Origin of the sequence: Motiliproteus sp. MSK22-1 (assembly GCF_001968815.1) — a bacterium.
GTDB lineage: Bacteria > Pseudomonadota > Gammaproteobacteria > Pseudomonadales > Balneatricaceae > Motiliproteus.
The window spans coordinates 388,070-406,502 of the sequence record NZ_MIEQ01000096.1 but is presented as its reverse complement, the minus strand read 5'-3'; the positions used below and the strand labels follow the sequence as shown (position 1 = coordinate 406,502).

Annotated in this window: 19 protein-coding genes; 11 read left to right on the top strand and 8 right to left on the bottom strand. The window is 47.0% G+C overall.

Annotated features, from left to right (window positions below; genetic code table 11):
• The first annotated feature begins 360 nt into the window (after positions 1–360).
• Positions 361–870 (top strand): HPP family protein, encoded by a 510-nt coding sequence (locus BGP75_RS25410; RefSeq protein ID WP_076721690.1) that lies wholly within the window; start codon positions 361–363, stop codon positions 868–870.
• A gap of 82 nt (positions 871–952) precedes the next feature.
• On the opposite strand, the gene BGP75_RS25405 is transcribed toward BGP75_RS25410, so the two are convergent.
• Positions 953–1,321, bottom strand: a complete 369-nt coding sequence (locus tag BGP75_RS25405; protein WP_076721689.1) for a hypothetical protein — start codon at positions 1,319–1,321, stop codon at positions 953–955.
• Positions 1,322–1,487: 166 nt separating this feature from the next.
• Between BGP75_RS25405 and BGP75_RS25400 the strand changes: the two genes are divergently transcribed.
• Positions 1,488–1,724, top strand: coding sequence for a hypothetical protein (locus tag BGP75_RS25400; RefSeq protein ID WP_076721688.1), 237 nt, complete (start codon positions 1,488–1,490; stop codon positions 1,722–1,724).
• A 165-nt stretch (positions 1,725–1,889) separates the two neighbouring features.
• On the opposite strand, the gene BGP75_RS25395 is transcribed toward BGP75_RS25400, so the two are convergent.
• From BGP75_RS25395 to BGP75_RS25375, 5 genes are all read right to left on the bottom strand, one after another.
• The gene (locus BGP75_RS25395) at positions 1,890–2,966 is read right to left on the bottom strand and encodes an ABC transporter substrate-binding protein (protein WP_198939539.1); all 1,077 of its coding nucleotides are present in this window, start codon (positions 2,964–2,966) and stop codon (positions 1,890–1,892) included.
• Complete coding sequence (locus BGP75_RS25390; RefSeq protein WP_083705055.1) at positions 2,966–5,734, bottom strand: PAS-domain containing protein; 2,769 nt, start codon at positions 5,732–5,734, stop codon at positions 2,966–2,968. Before BGP75_RS25390 ends, BGP75_RS25395 begins: the two co-directional genes overlap by 1 nt.
• Before the next feature lie 24 nt (positions 5,735–5,758).
• Entirely contained in the window at positions 5,759–6,496 is a 738-nt protein-coding gene (locus BGP75_RS25385; protein WP_076721687.1) for a response regulator, read from the bottom strand.
• Between the two features lie 127 nt (positions 6,497–6,623).
• Complete coding sequence (locus tag BGP75_RS25380) at positions 6,624–7,595, bottom strand: glutathione S-transferase family protein (RefSeq protein WP_076721686.1); 972 nt, start codon at positions 7,593–7,595, stop codon at positions 6,624–6,626.
• Positions 7,596–7,630: 35 nt separating this feature from the next.
• Positions 7,631–8,509: a pirin family protein gene (locus tag BGP75_RS25375; RefSeq protein WP_076721685.1), complete on the bottom strand. Its 879-nt coding sequence runs from the start codon at positions 8,507–8,509 to the stop codon at positions 7,631–7,633.
• Between the two features lie 415 nt (positions 8,510–8,924).
• Here BGP75_RS25375 and BGP75_RS25370 point away from each other — a divergent pair, with 415 nt between their 5' ends.
• The 6 genes from BGP75_RS25370 (at position 8,925) to BGP75_RS25345 (ending at position 13,352) form a co-directional block, all read left to right on the top strand.
• Complete coding sequence (locus BGP75_RS25370; protein WP_076721684.1) at positions 8,925–10,175, top strand: RNA polymerase sigma factor; 1,251 nt, start codon at positions 8,925–8,927, stop codon at positions 10,173–10,175.
• Positions 10,176–10,325: 150 nt separating this feature from the next.
• A complete protein-coding gene (locus BGP75_RS25365) occupies positions 10,326–10,727 on the top strand; it encodes a YciI family protein (RefSeq protein ID WP_076721683.1) in 402 nt (133 codons plus the stop codon).
• A gap of 29 nt (positions 10,728–10,756) precedes the next feature.
• A complete protein-coding gene (locus tag BGP75_RS25360) occupies positions 10,757–11,617 on the top strand; it encodes a YciI family protein (RefSeq protein WP_076721682.1) in 861 nt (286 codons plus the stop codon).
• Between the two features lie 10 nt (positions 11,618–11,627).
• The gene (locus BGP75_RS25355; RefSeq protein ID WP_076721681.1) at positions 11,628–11,993 is read left to right on the top strand and encodes a YciI family protein; all 366 of its coding nucleotides are present in this window, start codon (positions 11,628–11,630) and stop codon (positions 11,991–11,993) included.
• Between the two features lie 34 nt (positions 11,994–12,027).
• Positions 12,028–12,381 (top strand): DUF1428 domain-containing protein, encoded by a 354-nt coding sequence (locus BGP75_RS25350; RefSeq protein WP_076721680.1) that lies wholly within the window; start codon positions 12,028–12,030, stop codon positions 12,379–12,381.
• Between the two features lie 62 nt (positions 12,382–12,443).
• Complete coding sequence (locus tag BGP75_RS25345; protein ID WP_076721679.1) at positions 12,444–13,352, top strand: LysR family transcriptional regulator; 909 nt, start codon at positions 12,444–12,446, stop codon at positions 13,350–13,352.
• Positions 13,353–13,410: 58 nt separating this feature from the next.
• Here BGP75_RS25345 and BGP75_RS27860 read toward each other — a convergent pair whose 3' ends face one another.
• The gene (locus tag BGP75_RS27860; RefSeq protein WP_083705054.1) at positions 13,411–13,605 is read right to left on the bottom strand and encodes an ATP-binding protein; all 195 of its coding nucleotides are present in this window, start codon (positions 13,603–13,605) and stop codon (positions 13,411–13,413) included.
• Positions 13,606–14,163: 558 nt separating this feature from the next.
• Here BGP75_RS27860 and BGP75_RS25335 point away from each other — a divergent pair.
• Entirely contained in the window at positions 14,164–14,658 is a 495-nt protein-coding gene (locus BGP75_RS25335) for a hypothetical protein (protein WP_076721678.1), read from the top strand.
• A complete protein-coding gene (locus BGP75_RS25330) occupies positions 14,649–15,209 on the top strand; it encodes a hypothetical protein (protein WP_143821190.1) in 561 nt (186 codons plus the stop codon). The genes BGP75_RS25335 and BGP75_RS25330 overlap by 10 nt, the downstream gene beginning before the upstream one ends.
• Before the next feature lie 166 nt (positions 15,210–15,375).
• On the opposite strand, the gene BGP75_RS25325 is transcribed toward BGP75_RS25330, so the two are convergent.
• A complete protein-coding gene (locus BGP75_RS25325; RefSeq protein ID WP_076721676.1) occupies positions 15,376–17,274 on the bottom strand; it encodes an ABC transporter substrate-binding protein in 1,899 nt (632 codons plus the stop codon).
• 382 nt (positions 17,275–17,656) lie between these two features.
• Here BGP75_RS25325 and BGP75_RS25320 point away from each other — a divergent pair, with 382 nt between their 5' ends.
• Complete coding sequence (locus tag BGP75_RS25320; RefSeq protein WP_076721675.1) at positions 17,657–18,295, top strand: PA14 domain-containing protein; 639 nt, start codon at positions 17,657–17,659, stop codon at positions 18,293–18,295.
• Positions 18,296–18,433 lie beyond the last annotated feature (138 nt).

Genomic DNA, 18,433 nt, shown 5'->3' with positions numbered 1-18,433 from the left:
GATCTATCAGCTATCCGGGCCTAGCATGTTCCATGGTATAGACAACGATGCGGAGAAAAAATTTTAAACATCCGTTAAAATTGTCAATACCTCTAACAGCATAGTAAGCACTACCCCTTTAGGGCAAGAAATCCCTAAGCGAATGATCCTTTGCTGAAAAGGCAGGAGAGTCAAAATAACCTTTTCATATTCTTAACCTAAGCCCCTTTTTAAAAATATATTGACGTCAGTATACAGACCAGTCTACCATTCAACCCGCAAGCAGACAGATCTGTCTACTTGCGGTTTATCTTTACTGTTTTCTTTTGGAGTGGTTGTTGGACGGACTCTTCAAAGGCTTTCTATTCCAAGGGTTTATTCATGCTGAACATTGTCGAAAAAGTTAAAGGGGATGCTGCACCTCTGCCACCAAAACATTCCTTTAAGAGTACTATTATTGCCGGGATCGGCGGTTTTTTGGCCATTGCAGTGATTGCCAGCCTTGCCCTGAATCTTGAAGCTACACTGGTACTGGGCTCTTTTGGTGCTTCTTGCGTGCTGGTGTTCGGTTTTCCTGATGCTCCCTTTTCGCAACCGAGAAACGTCATTCTCGGTCATTTCCTGGCATCATTGATGGGACTGTTATTTCTGACACTATGCGGACCAACCTGGTGGTCAGTAGCCCTGGCCACGGGTACAGCCATCACCTTGATGATGCTGACACGTACAGTTCACCCCCCTGCTGGATCCAATCCCGTGATAGTTTTCCTGGCTCAACCGGGTTGGGACTTCTTGCTGCTACCAACACTTTTCGGAGCGTTATTGTTAGTACTGGTTGCGCTGGTATACAACAACTTACACAGAAAGGAGAAATACCCCAAATATTGGTAGATCAGTAACAGCCAGATAGCGAACCGGTTTCACTCAAAGGTTGTTACCAGCGGGTTCGCTGGTACTGCATCTCGCGTTTTCTTCAGGCAATCGCCCCCTTTAGCCAGAGCCGGGCTTCACCAGGATCGGTAAATTCCACCAGGTGGTAACCTTGCATATAGGCATAGGTATCAATTGCCTGATTAGGATTATTGTCACTCTTGTGCAGGACAGCTACTTTTGCCTCGCTCAGTTCATATTTGTTGGCCAAAAAATTACCAAATGTTTTCTGCTCATTCAGCGTCATATTTACAACAACTTCGCGTACATCAATCAACAGCCTGACGGCAGCAATATCATCAATATGTTTACATGCATCACTGACAGCCGAGTACCTCTCTGCCAAATCAACCTTATCCTTGTAGGTTACTGAAATTATACCTTCACCGTCTTTTACAACACTGTATGCCATATTTAATCCTAGTTGGACTGTCCGTTTAAAGCAGTATAGAACCACAACCGGCAAGACGTTAACTCATGATTTACTGAAACAACACCATACTTAACCAATGTCATATTTCAATGCAGGGCCTCAGGTTATACTTAGGTCTTATATTAAACTCTATTGGAAAAAATCGATGAACAACAGGGTATTTACCGGACTGCCTGATGATGACCGTCGGATCGCTCGGGATCTACAGGCAATGGGCGCTTTCGAGTCCTCAACAGAAGATAAGGAGTCCTCTTTTTCTAAAGCGATTGAAGCCGTCGCTCAGTTTATTACCTGGATGCGCTGGAAAGGTGAAGTGAACGTCTATGGTTGTAGGGTAGCAGCGGACAGCGCTCGAAAACTCGAAGGCATGGCCTGCTCATAACCTGAACAAACCTGTCAGGCTGCAGCTGACTAAGCGCTGCAGCTCATCCCTCGGGTAGTATTTAACTGCCTGCTATGAATAGGCATGAAATCCGAATCATTAGCGGTTCTGCTTAACTATTCTTTCCGAAGAATAACTATCCCTGGCCCCCCCAGGTCAGAATACTTACCAGCCTTGATACTGCTCGACGTTTTTTCGGGTAATCAGCTCTGCTGGAATCAAAACGGAGTTTTCTGGGACAGAGTCTCCCTGCATCAGTTTAAATCCTATTTCCACCGCTTTTTCAGCCATTAGGTTGGGGAATTGAGCTGCTGTTCCGATAATCATCGAGTCTCTTTGTTTAAGCCTCTGACGCACTATCAAAGCGCCATCAACACCCACAATAATGACCCTTGAACCGGCTTGCCTGACAGCCTCCTCTGCTCCAGCTGCTATCTGATCGTTAATGGTAAAAACACCATCAATGCTGGGGAATGCTGTCATCAGATAAATCATTTTTTCCATTCCGCCCTGGAAACTGCCTCCTGCATTCTCATTGTCAGAAAGCAGATGAATATCGGAATACTGTGACAGAACCTGCTTACAGCCATCGACCCGCTCCAATACGGAGGAAACCGACGGGCCGTTAAGAATGACCACGTTACCTGTGCCCCCCAGACTAGTGGCAAGAAATTCACAAGCGATTTCTCCCGCTTGGGTATTGTCAGTGCTGATGGTTGCATCAGCCCCCTTGGCCTTTACATCAACGGCCAGCACCTGAATACCGTGCTGCCGGGCGCGCAATACGGCGGGTTCTATGGCTTGCTCATCAGCAGCGGATAACAGGATCATATCGACCTTATCCAGAATAAACTGATCAATCTGGTTTATCTGTCGGTGTAAATCATAAGCGCTAGAAACCACTTTTATTCGAATATTATCACCAACTAACATTCGTGCTTTGTTCTCCGCACTACGGGCTATCTGTACAAAGAATGGATTGCCCAGATCCGACACCGTTACACCGATAGACAAACCAGCTTTTGGCATCAGCGCGTTAGCATCCGTGGCCGATATTGCCGTTGGCTTCGATCGCTTGGCAGTCGTTGCTACCTCACTCTGACCAGTAACGATGGGAGCAATGGTTAACGGATACTTTTCAAAATCATCTGCCAGAACACTGTTGCTGCAGCAAAACGCCAGAGCCATTAACAACGCTATGAAATCCCTTAAGCCGGTCACACACGAGAAGACTCGTCTCATTATTCTTCACCTTTTGTTTGAGCGGGACCAATCTCATCAGCTTTTTCTCGAAGTGACCGGCTCAGGGCACGAGCCACAGTACTTCGATAGTACGGTTTTGCAACGACCGGGGTTGATTCGTTCAGCCGATACCGTTCTTCAAGTTGGATCCGGTTCAAACCTGAGGTGAGCAACACTGTGATTTCCGGCCAACACTGTTTTACCTGTTCGCACAGATGGATACCGTTCATTCCGGCTCCCAGGTTTACATCGGCAAACAGCAGATCAATTTTATCTTCACCACTTAAAATACTCAGGGCCTGCTCAGCGGAGTTTGCCGTTAATACCCGGTACCCCAGATTCTGCAGCATCTCGTCCGCTACGGCGCAGACCGATACGTCGTCCTCAACAACCAGAATTCGCTCGCCCTGTCCTGCGGGTAAAGGCTCGGTATCAACCAGCGAGCCCTGCACCTCCATCGGCTTGATCGTCGTTTCAGCTCTGGGAAGTAAGATTTCAATTCGAGTCCCCTGACCCACTTCACTTTGCACGCGGATATCACCGCCAGACTGTTTGACAAAGCCGTATACCATACTTAATCCCAATCCACTGCCTTCACCGATTTCCTTAGTGGAGAAAAAAGGTTCAAAGACCCGAGATAAGTGTTCATCAGCAATGCCACTCCCGGTATCGGTTACCCTGATAACCACAGCGTCAGTCTCAACGCCATTTAACCAAAGTCGTTCAGATTGTTGTGTGGTGAACGTCAGCTGTCCATTCTCTGGCATCGCAGAGCTGCTGTTAATCGCCAGATTGAGCAAGGCGTTTTCCAGCTGTACCGGGTCCACATTAACGATCCAATCCTCAGACTTGAGGTACAATCGAATATCCGTTGTAGGAGCAACACTATACTCGATCAGATCCAGCATTCCCTCGATCAACCCATCAACCTGAACGGGTTCTGGCTCAAGGCGCTGTTTACGTGCAAATGCCAACAATCGCTGGGTCAGGTTACTGCCCCTTTCTGCCGCTGCCAGCGCACGTCTGGCATAAATCAACTGTTTTGAATTCTGGCCCTGCTCCGCCTCCAGTAACTTGCTTTCCAGTAATTGCAGATTTCCGACGATTGCTGCCAGGAGATTATTAAAATCATGAGCAACCCCACCGGTCAGTTGCCCCAGCACTTCCATTTTTTGAGATTGTCGGAGCTGCGCTTCTATGGCTTTACGTTCAGTCAGATTACTATAAAGTGTAACGAAGCCTCCATCCGGCATTGGACTGCTGCGAAACTCCACCACTTTACCGTTTGAGAAATGCCGTTCAAAACGTTGCGGTTTCTGTTTTCTCAGCAGATTAACCTCTTCCATATCCAACACCACACCATCCAAAGCAACACTCTCTTTGGCATAACGTGGCAAAAACCCATGAACTCGCTCTATCGACATGCCCTGCTTTAACAGTCCATCGGGTAATTCCATTATGGACAGATACTGAGGATTCCAGGTCACCAGTTTTCCCTCATGGTCAAAAACGCTGAGACCATCATTAATGTTCTGGAAAACCGTTTCCAACAGCCGACTTTGTTCCTGCAGATGATCCGTCATCCGATCCATCTGCACCGCATTTTTTCGAAATACCTGAAATGCCCGCGTCAAATCACCGATCTCATCCCGGCGGTTGATAGCAGGGGGTTGTTGCTGGCGATCCCCGGAAGCCAAACGAGTCATAAGCGCTGTCACCGCTGTCAGACTGTTAACTAACTCCTTGACCCGCCAGACGCCCCCCAGGGCCGCAATAATACACAACAATGAAATAACCAGAATGCCGGTTTTTCCCGACGCAACTTCTCCTCCAATACGCTGACTCTGGCTGGTAATATCTTCTCGGAGCTGATCAACAAAAAGCTTTACTTCGCCGGTCAACTGCTCAGAAATAGCGCGAGTCGAAGACAGTAAAAAACCACTGCGCTTTTGAAGTCTTAGCTGATCACGACGTCGTTCAAAAAGCTGATTGATCAACTCAGCTTGCAGCCTGTTGTTATTATTCGCAGAAAGTTCGGCCATAGCTGCGGCGTTGGAAACCTGATCCATGCGCCCCCTGATTCTTTCCAGTTCCTCCACAGTTGTCGCATGAGTAGCCGCAAGCAACAGGTCTTCCAGCCAAGCGCCTACACTGATAAATTCATCTGATCCGGGAAGGCGATCCAACAATCCAAGTCGGTAGCTGAATTGACGAACATCTTCTCGCAGGAATAACTGTTGTCGAGTCAGCTCAATGAGTTCATCAATCGTCAGATCCAGGCGAACTAATAAGTTTTTCAGATTTGGAGCCGCTGCGTCTAACTGGGGCAGGTCACGGGCCAGCGTTAACACCGTCTTGATTTTCTGACGGAGTAATTGATTCTCGCCCTGTAATATAAAAGGACCACTCGCACTGGCCACATAAGGAGCAACCGCAGCAAGGTTGGCAGTTCGTTCCGCAAGCTCAAGGGAACGAGAGATATCCGGCAGAGCCTGCTGCTCAAATTGTAAAAAGGCACTTTCGGTATTACTAAGCCCTAGCCAGCCAACGATTGCCAGAGTCATCGCGGAACAGGACAATACGGCAAATGTAAGCAATAAGCGGGCACGGACACTCAGCCTGGGGAACAGCCTGTATGCCCTTGGCGGTTGTTGATCAGATTCAGCGGTGTCGGATTGTTTATAGTTGTTGCTACGATCGCTTTCGACTGCGTTCTTAGCATTTGTTTGGCTATCAGATTCAGTGTCAGAGGGTTCATTGGCGCCCATAAAACCCAGCTCCAAATCCAACAGTCAACATTGCGTAACTGCCGCTGTGAATATGTATCCGAGGCCCCGTTCTGTGCGTATATAGCGCGGTTGCTTAGGGTTCGGTTCGATCTTACGCCTGAGACGAAGAATCAACACATCAATCGTTCGGTCAAAAACATCAGCTTCTATTCCACGGCTCAGTTCCAGCAGCTGATCCCTGCTCAAAGCCCGGTTAGGAGACTGGACAAAAACCTCCAGCAAGCCAAATTCAGCATAGGTCAACGACTCAACCGCCCCATCAGGACCAAAGAGTTCCCGACTGGTCAGGTCTAAAACCCAATGATCAAAACTATACCGCTGGTGACTATAACTGTCTTCTTTTCTAATCTGGGGCAAACTAAGTTCCGTTGTTCGCCTGAGCATTGCTCTTACCCGCGCCAGTAACTCACGGTTATTGAATGGCTTCATCAGGTAGTCATCGGCAGCCAGCTCCAAGCCAAGAATACGGTCGGTTTCATCCCCTTTCCCGGTTAGCATCATTATTGGAATACTGGAATCTTTGCGTAGTTCCCGGGCAAGCATCAGACCGTCTTCACCTTTCAATCGCAGGTCCAGAATCACCAGCGCACAGGGCTTCTCCTCAAGTGCTCTGTTCATGGAGAAACTGTCTGCAGCGGTGCTTACTTCATAACCGGCGTCCTCAAACAGATCGGTCAACAGCTCTCGCATTGCCTGCTCGTCGTCCACTACCAATATTCGCTGCTTTTGCAGCTGTGTCATAGCTACCCCTCAACGACCATTATCGATGACTATTCAGGAAGTCTCGTTTGAGTGTAATACAAAACCCCGCTGCCAAAATTACAATTGTTACAATGAGCTGCCAGCAAGCAGACAGATGATTACTCACCTATCCGCGATTATGAGGTTGCATAAAATCAATATGCGGCCCCTTGGGTATAATTCGGGTTGGATTGATGGTTTCATGGCTTCCATAATAATGTGCCTTGATATGGTCAATCTTGACCGTATCCGCAATACCAGGCAGCTGATATAGCTCCCGTAAATACCCCCAAAGGTTTGGATAGTCAGCGATGCGTTGCTTGTTGCATTTGAAATGACCAACGTATACCGCATCGAATCGAACCAGGGTAGTAAACAGACGCCAGTCAGCTTCCGTTATTTGATCACCCACCAGATAACGCTGCTGTCCCAAGCGCTCTTCCAGATTATCCAACGTGTCAAAAATTTCATTAAATGCCTCTTCATAGGCTTCTTGCGTTGTCGCAAAGCCGGCTCTGTAAACACCATTGTTGATATTCGGATAAATAAGATCATTGATGCTGTCGATCTCATTCCTCAGTTCAGAGGGGTAATAGTTGCCAGGCGTGGCTCCCAGATCATCAAACGCACCGTTCAGCATGCGGATAATTTCTGATGATTCGTTGTTCACGATCGTCTTTAACTTCTTGTCCCACAAAACCGGGACTGTCACTCGCCCCGTATAGTCAGGTTGCGCCAGCGTATAGATCTGGTGTAGCAGGGATTTCCCGTTAACATTATCCGCAACAACCTCATCGCCAGGGGCAAAAGTCCAACCCTCGTCTCCCATCGTGGCATTGACAACAGAGACAGAAATCATTGATTCCAGACCTTTCAAAGTACGCAAAATCAAGGTCCGATGAGCCCAGGGACAGGCCATGGAGACATACAGATGATAGCGACCGACCTCTGCTTTAAATCCCGCCACTCCATTTGGGCCCGCACGGCCATCTGCAGTAATCCAGTTACGGAAGCTGGAGTCTTTGCGAACAAACTTTCCGTTGGATGATTTGGTGTCATACCAATCGTTATGCCATTGGCCTTCTATTAATAATCCCATCGGTTCAACTCCCCGCGCTATTTAAGCTCAAAATTCTAAAAACGATTATTTTGAAAATCTTCAAAAGCCTGAAGGATCTCGGCTTTGGTATTCATAACAAAAGGGCCCCCTCTGGCAACAGGTTCATTAAGTGGCTTACCGGCCACCAGGAGAAAGCGGCTATCAGCACTTGCGCTGGTTTTTACCTGTATTCCGGCGCTGAGAACAGCCAGGGTTCCAGCTCCAGCGGAAGCGTTTTCCTGACCAATCTTCAGCTCTCCGTCGATAACATAGATAAACGCAGTATGTTCCTTGGGAAGCGTCTGAATAAAATCATCTTCAGCTTTGAGTTCAACATCCATATAGGTTGGATCAACATACTCGTTTCTCACCGGACCTTCAGTGCCCTGATGGCTTAGCCCGGCAATAACACGAATCTGAGTTCCGCTTTGCCACTTTTCCAAGGCAGTCTTATTGGCTGGAAACTCCTGATACCGAGGATCAACCATCTTTGCGCTGGCTGGCAGGTTTACCCAAAGCTGAAACCCCATCAGCAGCCCGTTTTGCTGTTCCGGCATCTCTGAATGAATAATACCTTTACCGGCGGTCATCCATTGCACCCCACCGGGCTCAATAACTCCTTCATGACCAGCACTATCCTTGTGCCGCATACGCCCGGCCAGTAAATAGGTCACCGTTTCAAATCCCCGGTGGGGGTGGCTTGGAAATCCTCCTATATAGTCTTGTGGCTGGTCGGATTCAAACGCATCAAGTAATAAAAAAGGGTCCAGCATATTCAGTTGAGGCGTACCGATGATTCGGGTCAGATTGACACCGTCACCATCCATGGCCCGTTGACCCTTGATCAGGTGCTGTAACTCGCGAATCTCTTCAGCGGGTACGGACTCTGCATTGTTGTTGACTGCAGTTGCCATGATTAAACTCCTGTCTGCTTGGAAAACTCATATAGCTGCTTTGTATAAATCAACAATACTCGTTACCTATCAGAGAACAAACACAGAATAATGCAAATATTTATTCTCATAATTAGAACAATATTTTAAAGGCAACAGATGTGACATGAAGGTAGCAGATCAGACTCCAGGCCTTATCAATAAAGGAGTCTGCGAACCAGCCAATGGACCTCAGCTATCGGAGTGCCGGAGACCTGATGAAAGATAACAAATTCATTTAAATCAACAAGGTATGACAAAACGAGCTACACTCAACGCATTATCCAAACAAGCTTCTATTATAGAAATACGGTCTAAAACAGAAACTCATTTCAGCAGGGTGCCGTGTGAGGGTCTTATTGTGAGGGTCTTATACGGTGCCTAAAGGTATAACACGATGATTGCCCAACCCCAAATGGCAAACGAGCTATCCCAGCTGTATAAAAATAACTCAGGCAAAGTACTGGCCACGCTGGTGAGATTAATTGGTGACTTTGATTTGGCTGAAGAGGCGATGCACGAAGCTTTTCTATCAGCGGTCGAAACATGGAGCAAGCAAGGCATTCCCGAAAACCCTGGTTCCTGGCTAATTTCCACCGGCCGATTCAAAGCAATCGATATTATCCGTAGAAAAAAACGTTTTGGGGAATTACAGCCAGCGCTGCAACAGTTTCTCAATGAGGTTGAATCACACAATGTATCGCTGACACAGCAGGATATCGAGGATGATCAGTTACGACTGATTTTTATCTGCTGCCATCCCGCAATAGACCCCAACATACAAATTCCATTAACGTTACGTGAAGTCTGTGGTTTAACGACAGAAGAAATTGCCAGCGCCTTTCTTGTATCTCCCTCAACAATGGCTCAAAGAATTGTACGAGGAAAGAACAAAATTCGAGCCGCCAGAATTCCCTTTGCCATTCCTGCTGTCTCTGAATTAACGGATCGGCTCGATGCCGTGCTCTACGTAATCTATCTGGTTTTTAGTGAAGGCTATTCTGCTTCGGCGGGCGATTCTCTTGTACGCACTGATTTAGTCAATGAGGCTATCCGTCTGGCCCGATTGCTTTTAACACTGTTGCCTGATTCCGAGGTAATGGGACTGCTGGCACTGATGCTACTTCATGAGTCTCGCAGAAAAGCCCGTACTGACCATAACGGCAACATTGTCCTGTTGGAAGATCAGGACAGAAGTCTGTGGAATCAGGAATATATCAAGGAGGGTATTACCCTGATTCACAATTCCACCGCATCCCGACGCTTTGGTGTCTATACCATTCAGGCAGCTATCGCTGCTGTTCACGCCGAAGCACTCACACCTGAGGATACGGACTGGAATCAGGTGGTATCTCTGTATTCAGTCCTGATGCGATTGGATCCATCCCCCATTATTGAGCTAAACCGTGCAGTGGCGGTTGCTATGCGAGATGGCCCGAAGGTCGGTCTGGAAATTCTTGCTTCACTGGCAGACAGAAAAGAGCTTAAAAACTATCACCTTTTTCATTCTTCCCTTGGCGAGCTGCTGCGAAGAACCGGACAGACTGATCAAGCCATTTCAGCATTCGAGCGTGCTATTGAGCTGGCAAAACAGGCACCCGAACAACGTTTATTAAAACAAAAAATAGCCCGGATCCAATCTGAGTAATGACAGCTAAAACACCTTTTTTCGATTTATTGAAAATAATTTCCTGGATCTGTCGATTTCTGAATTGCTCATTCGACTATTGATAGAAAACCAAATTGATAGATACCAAAACTCATGTGAAAGAGAACTTTGTTCTTATGAGGAGTCACCATGAAATTCGTATGTCTCGGCTATATTGACGAAGCCCTGTGGGAGGCGATGCCGGAATCTGAACGAACAGATTTCATAGAGTCCTGTTTTAACTATGACGATGAACTGCGTCGAGGAAAACACTTCTTAGGCGGGGAAGCATTGGCATCCGCTTCAAACTCAGTGACATTAAAAATGAGAAACGGCTCAGTGGGTGTAACAGATGGACCTTTTTCAGAAACCAAGGAAGTGTTAGGGGGCATCTTGTTGCTGGAAGCAAACGATTTAAATCACGCCATCTCTCTGATGTCCAATCATCCGGGGGTCAAGTTAGGCCCCTTTGAAGTTCGTGCCGCCGACGAGAATATCAATCAACTCATTGCTGAGCATTCGCAAAAATCAGCCTGTAATTCTCTTACTTGAAGTAATCTTTATCAATCGGAGTCAATACTATGAAAGTTATGGTCATTATTAAGGCGTCGCCAAGTTCAGAAGCGGGGAAACTGCCTGATCAAGAGCTGCTAAGCGCAATGGGTGCCTTTAATGAGGAACTGGTAAAGGCTGGGATAATGGAATCAGGAGACGGACTTAAACCCAGCAGTGAAGGCCTGCGGGTTCGCTTTAGCGGTAACCAACGAATAGTGACAAAAGGCCCTTTTATTGAAACAACTGAACTATTGGCAGGTTACTGGGTGTGGAATGTAAAATCTATGGACGAAGCCCTTGAGTGGGTCAAGAAATGCCCTAACCCGATGGAGGAAGATTCCGAAATTGAAATTCGTCCTTTTTACCAGTTGGATGATTTTGCAGAGATCGATACCACCGGTGAACTGCGTAATAAGGAAACGGCTCTACGCGACAAAATATCCATGCAGAAATCAAATGGTAACGCCTATTTGTTTTTCTCAGGCCGTTGTGAAGAAGCATTGAACTTCTACCAGAAACATCTCGGTGCAAACGTCGAAATGTTAATGCGTTTTAACGAGAGCCCGGAACCACTCCCAGAAGGTACTCTCCAGGAGGGGTTTGAAAATAAGATCATGCATTGCTCTTTTACCATTGGTGACATGCAAATAATGGCATCTGATGGCTGTGGTGAAGCCACCCAATTCAGTGGCTTTAGTCTTGCGCTGACAGTGCCTGACAGCGCTGATGCCCACAGAGTTTTTAACGCTTTGTCACAAGGAGGCAGTGTCACAATGCCTCTCAGTAAAACATTTTGGTCACCACTTTATGGTCAGGTCACCGATCAATTCGGTATTAGTTGGATGGTAATGCTTCCCGGCGAAAGCTGTGATCAGAACACTCACTAAGGAGAACTCAATGCAATATATGTTATTGATTTACGGTGATGAAAAATGCTGGACGGAAGCTGAACGAGAGCAGTGTATGCTGGAATCCATGGCTATTTGCGATGAGTTAGCTGAACAGGGAAAGTGGCTGGCCTCATCTCCATTGTGTTCAGTTTCCACAGCAACCAGCTTACGCATTCGCAACGGTAAACGCTTAATCACCGATGGGCCGTTCGCAGAAACTGCCGAGCAGCTAGGAGGCTATTACATCATTGATGTGGAGGACCTGGACGAAGCTCTGGCGATAGCCGCTCGCCTGCCGCCAGCCCAGAAAGGCACAGTAGAAGTTCGGCCACTTTTCCCGTTGCCGGATCGAGATTGTCATAGCGGCTCTTGAGGCCGCACATAGTTGCATATAAAGGAGAAAAGTCATGAATTATGTCGATGGTTTTGCTGCAGCAGTTCCAAGCAAAAGTCGTGAAACATACCGCAAGTACGCTGAAGAAGCGGTAGCGGTGTTTAAAGAAAACGGGGCTCTGAAGGTGGTAGAATGCTGGGGTGATGATGTCCCTGAAGGTGAAGTAACCTCGTTTCCCAAGGCCGTTAACTGCAAACCGGATGAGACAGTGGTCTTTTCCTGGATAATCTGGCCTTCCAAACAAGTGCGTGATGACGGAATGAAAAAAGTCATGGAAGATCCACGCTTCGATCCCGAAACAAACCCCATGCCCTTCGACGGTAAACGATTGATCTATGGAGGCTTCGAGATGATTGTTGATTCTTAGGCCAGACTCAATGACACTGCTGACTTTATTTGTTTTCCTCTACCACCCTATAGGATTACTGAATGGGACAGCTCGAAGACATACAGATTTTTATTCGGGTCATCGAAGCAGGTGGAATTGGCCGGGCTGCCGAACAGCTGGGAATAGCCAAATCGGCAGTCAGTCGGCGCTTGAGTGAACTTGAGAAACGCCTGGGCACCCGCCTGCTAAACCGAACAACCCGCACCTCCAGCCTTACCGAAGCCGGTCGTGAATACTATGAGCGGGCGGTAAAAGTGGTTGACTATGTTTCTGAAATGAATACGGAAACGGCTGCGGCTAATGCGGCGTTGTCTGGAACACTGCGCATTGCCGTCCCATTATCTTTCGGGTTAATGCATCTAAGTACGGCCGTTGACCTCTTTGCCAAACAACATCCGCAGTTACGAATACACATCGATCTTTCCGATCGCCAGGTTGATATTGTCGAAGAAGGGTTTGACCTGGCTTTTCGTATTGCAGACTTAAAAGACTCCAGCATTCAAGCACGCAGGATTTGCCCCATGCGCCAGGTTCTGGTCGCCAGCCCCAGTTACCTTAAGCTTAAAGGAATTCCCGATACCCCTGCCGACCTCCAGCATCACGATATCTTGAAATACAGCGGCACTGAAAGCCCGGTCTGGAAAATAACCGATCCCCAGGGACAGCTTCATCAGCTTAATCTCCAGGGTAAAATGGCAGCAAACAACGGTGACTTTCTTCAGAGCATGGCTATCGCCGGTCATGGGATCGTTCTACTGCCGACTTTTATTGTCTGGAAAGCACTGGCATCAGGTGATCTGCTAAGAGTACTTCCAGAATGCTCAGCCAGCAATAACAGCGCCTACGCCGTCTATTCAAAAAACAGATACTTGCCGCAAAGAGCCCGATTGCTGATAGAGTTTTTAGTAGACCGGTTTGGAGAAACACCCTATTGGGATCAGGCTTTGTAATAAACCCGATCCTCCTCCGTTGAAATAATCACCTCAATTCGAATAACAGTGATTTGAGCTATTCGACCGGTAGGGTCAATACGGCTAGCAGCCCCTTACTCGTCGTGTTTTCCAGATACAGCTTGCCACCATGGGCTCTGGCTATGTTACGGGCAATATTCAAACCCAGGCCAATACCGCCGCTGTTTTTGTTGCGCGATTTATCCAGTCGGAAATAGGGTGCAAAAAGACTTTCCAGTTTATCTTCAGGAATACCGGGACCTTAGTCATAGATTCGAAACTGCAGGCTGCATTTAGCCGCGTCTGCAACAACCTGAATCTCAGCCCTCTCTCCATAGAACAATGCGTTATCAATCAGATTGGGGAGACAGCGTTTTAACGCCAAAGGTTTGCAAGCCAGTGTCAATTGCTCTACCAATTCCAAAAACAGCTGTGCTAATCATAAGGCTATCCTGACCCCAGCGTTTCATTATTCAGTACGTGAAATATTGAGTGTCAGCTCGGTATCGTTACCTAGGGTCGAATAGATTGTTTTCCGCAGTTGCCTGTCGATAGGTTGATGCAGACGAATTCAATTACAAAGAGCTGACAAACAGTTTCAATATTTTTATCCAATGTTCCAGACACTCAAACCTTTTATGCTACACTCCGGCAACCGATGAGTCGGCGTAAGTTTCAACGCTTCCCCTTCAGTCCGATCAGACGGTACAAAGGAGATGAATGATGTCATATACATCATTCGAATTATTTGACTGCGATGCCTTGTCATTGCGAATGGAACAGCATAGGAAAGCTGCCTCAAGGAGATAGTATGAGCTATAACTTTAACAAAGGTTTTCAGCAACTTATCCAATTCAAACCTGAAGAATTGCTACTCAATGAAGAAGAGAGCCTGATTGTCTTAAAGTTTATCTTCAAGCCTACACACCATGCATATATTGATGAATTACCCATGAACGACCATGTGCGTGGATATGCTCAAGGTCTACTAGTCAAAGCGATTGACGCTTCATATTCTGTAGGATATGTAGCTCTTATAGCGGAAAGCCTTATGGGCAGAGCAGGGACAGCTTCCATAAAAATCATCAAGAGATTTGGGAAAAACGCTGCCAAGCACTGGTTTAAGCACGCGACAGTGCACGACCTGGAGAATGTTAAAATCTACGACTTTGTAAGAGATCATCTAGGCAGAGCGTTCGCGTATGATCTAAAAATACGTTTTGCACAGAACAATACTATGCCGCTTCTATCCAGAGATATTGCCTACGCAGCTCCCCCCAACGGCCCCTTAAAGGTATGGGGGTAGTCTCTGTGATTAAAAAGATAGCCATTAGTGTCGTAATCTCACTCTTGTTGGCAGCGGCCGGGCTGCTGCACTATGGCATGATCACTAGAGATGTGCACTACTTAATTCAGTGTAGTGCGGACGAAGGGAGGGGAGGCTGGAGAGCACAGAGAGTACGTGAAATGTGCGAATTCTATCTGTATAACTTACGCAATACTGACAATGATGTTAAAGAACTGAGTGAAGGTGCGGGGCTTGATTATATCCTCAATCATGAGGCTCCGCGGAAGTATGAGATAGCTGAATTCTTCCTTGCCAATGGGCTGGACATTAACGGTATCAATCATTATGGTGCGCCCAATGATGTAACTCCGCTTCAAGCTTCGGTTCTATACAACGATGCAGAACGTGTAGAGTTCTTGATAGATCAGGGAGCTAGTTTATATCGTAAGAGTCAGACTTTAGGGCAGCTTAATGCTTTGGAGCTAGCCAAAGATAAACACAAGGAAGGCGACAGTCGCGAAGATAGGAGTGAGATAATTAAGCTTTTAACCAATGCTAGCGTTCTGTAACCCGGAATGGCTTAGAAGGTATACGCTGTTGGGGATGTCTTTTTAGACATAACACCTGTCAAAGCTACCAGCTTACCCTGTAGACACTGCTCAGATCAATTTCTGAGGTTCAAATCAATCCCAGGCACAAGACATGCGGTGGAACTGACCACCGCGTAGTCAGGATCTATTTATTAACCAGAGAGTCCTCTGGATCAAACCAGAATCTTTCCAGCCGGTAAACCCCAAAATAGGCATTAGGTTCCCAGTTCCATAACCCTTTTTCGGGGACATTGCGCATTGCCTGATGTACCACGATGGGTTGAAGTACTTTTGAAACAGTTCCGATGGTATACACCTGGTCTGACCATATTTCTAACATTTCCTGCCAGGCATCAAGACGCTGTTGATCATTCACCGCCTGACGCCATTGCCCCATCAGTTCGACCAACCGTTGCACTTCCGGCTGATCAGGGGGAGACTCTTCTCCCGTTTCATAATGCTTGCCCCACTTGGGCCATTGAAGCTGTTGTTGTTCCGTCGGGGCTAGTTGAGCCGGACTCATATCTGCGGAGGCAATACCATTAGGCAATCCCCACCACACAGACATCAGAGCATCGCCGGAGAATACTCGATTCCGAAAGACCTCCCGTTCTGATGGCTTAGTAAAGATCTTAATACCCGCCTGTATCCAGGTATCGTGAACAAGCTCAAGAATGTCGGTCTCTTCGGTACTCTCCCCGGCTGACTGAATAATAATTTCCATCGGACGACCATCAGGCAGCAACCTTACTCCCCGTTCATCGCGTTCTGTAAGGCCTAACTCATCAAGCAATTGATTTGCTTTCTTTAAATCAAATGATGCCCATTTTGAACGCAACTCAGGTCGATACAGCGGAGATTCAGGAATTAGGGTGTTGGCGCCTTCCAGGGCCAAGCCAAAAAATATTACCTGATTAATTTCATGCCGATTAACCGCCATGGACAATGCTCGCCGGAACCTTACATCCCGGAACAGCTTTCGCCACTCGTCATCTACCGTATTCAAATTGGGATATATAGCGACCCTGGAACCTCTTGAGGTGCTCCATAACAGCGTTTTGATGGGCTTAAGAAGCTCTCCTTCCTTAAGGAAAGTATAATTATCCAGCCTCAGGCTTTGACCCTGTAAATCAGACTCCCCTGCTCCGGTCTTCGCTGGAATAAGCTTGCTGCTGGCGATCTGAATAATTACCTCATCCAGATAGGGCAACTGATTTCCCAGCGCATCAACACGGTGATAATACGGATTTCGTTTAAACAGAAATCGTTCTGATGGACTTTTTGTAACCGGATACCAGGGCTGTAAAGTGGGCAGGTCAGGATTATCATTCTTATACTGATGATCCATTCTCTGATGAAGCCCAACCCAGCTGCGGTTACGAGTCTTGGCTTGTTTAACCAGTTTTTTGAGTTGCTTTTTAGTCTGATACTTGAGGTGAAACTGTTTAAGATAATGTGCTGGACGGTATATATAAAGAGGGCTGGGACCAGCCAGAGCAGTCAAAAAATCGGGATTGGGCGAATCCCAGCTATATCGGACACTATAGGGGCCTAATATTTCAAACCTGGCAGGCTCACCATTAACAGTCATGGTATGGGGAGGACCAAAACTGGCCAGGTCCCTGTTGTTGGCAATATCCTCCCAATAGTAACGAAAATCTTCTGAGGTAAAAGGATGTCCATCAGACCACCTGTGTCCAGGACGTAGATTAAGCGTAAAAATGCGCCCTTCTTCAACCTCGTAAGACTCAAGAATATCTGCTTCCAATTGAAGTTTTTCGTTAAAGCCCACCAGACGGGCATATCCGTATACAACCAGTCTGCGGATATCTTTCGGACGGCCCATCAGCATTTGAATACGACCACCGGATTTACCCAATTGCAGGCCTGTCATTGAATCAACATAGGGGCGCGAAGGAAGACGGTGTTCAATTGCCGGAAGATTTCCCGCCGCAACTTCCTGCATCAGATAGGGTGGCTCCTGCAGATCCAGCGCCGAGACAGGCAAAGTCAAAAACAGCAAAGAATACAGCCAGCACTTCATTCTTCTTCACTCCGTAAATCAGGGGGTATTGGTCATTACTATCAAAACTATCTATAGAACAGTAGATCAACCCATTCATTGTGCAAGCATACTGGCGAATGAGATAACAAACCAGTAGCCTGTTAAACCGGTCTGTCTTTTCTAATCATCTGGACTGATAGATAATCATTGCTCTGAACGGACGCTGGTGCTGATAAAAAAAGACTGGTAACAAGAACTGAAAATCATAAGAAGTTTACGGCACTACTGTCCTGATCAGAGTGATGATGCTATTGTTTTCCAAATGACAATTTAACCAAGCCTGACTCATAAAGATGGGGCTGAGGAACCTGCAAACAAATCCTTTGAGCCTCTGGCTTTCAGAGCGATTGGAGAGATACCGATGAGCGCAACAGCAATATCTGCAAGATCAAAAACACAAGGACGTCGTTATTCAGGCTGGATTGGAGTCTGTTCCTTACTCATCAGCCTCACTTTTTACCCACTCACGGCTAACGCTGACGAAGATGATGAAACCATCACCGGTGCTCAGCCCATCGCTTCTCAACCCTCTAAAAGTGACATAGAACCCGGGCTATCAGTGACCTATTATTACGCGATGTTTGAAGACGTTGCCTATATCAGCAAGTTGGTCAAAGGCAAACCAGGTCAGCCTATAGCAATGCTGGACCACGACACCGATACAGGCAAAGTACTGACTTCCAAACGCTCTATGGGGGTCGGGGCAGAAATACGCGGGATGATTCAGTTCCCAGAAGCGGGCACCTACATTCTGCGGATCAATTCCAATGATGGGGTAAAGCTGAGTATTGCTGGCATTTTGGTTTATGAAGATCCCTATATTCATTCAGATATAATGTCAGATCCAATAAACTTTGTTGTGGAAAAAGCCGGGTGGTATGACCTGGAAATTGATTACTACCAGAAGAAAGGCACCTCAGCATTGGGGTTATACTGGACGCCACCGCAGGGTGACACTGAGGTAGCCGTTCCCGCAAAGTTTTATGGACACTTGAAATAACGCGACACAATAACCCATTACCAACTCATCTCAAGGCAATGGCAGGCATATCCTTTCACAGGTCGGATTTACCTGCCAGCCAGATGATTTTCCCCCTCTTCCCAACGCGGCGACTCTAACGATCAGGTTCTGATCAGA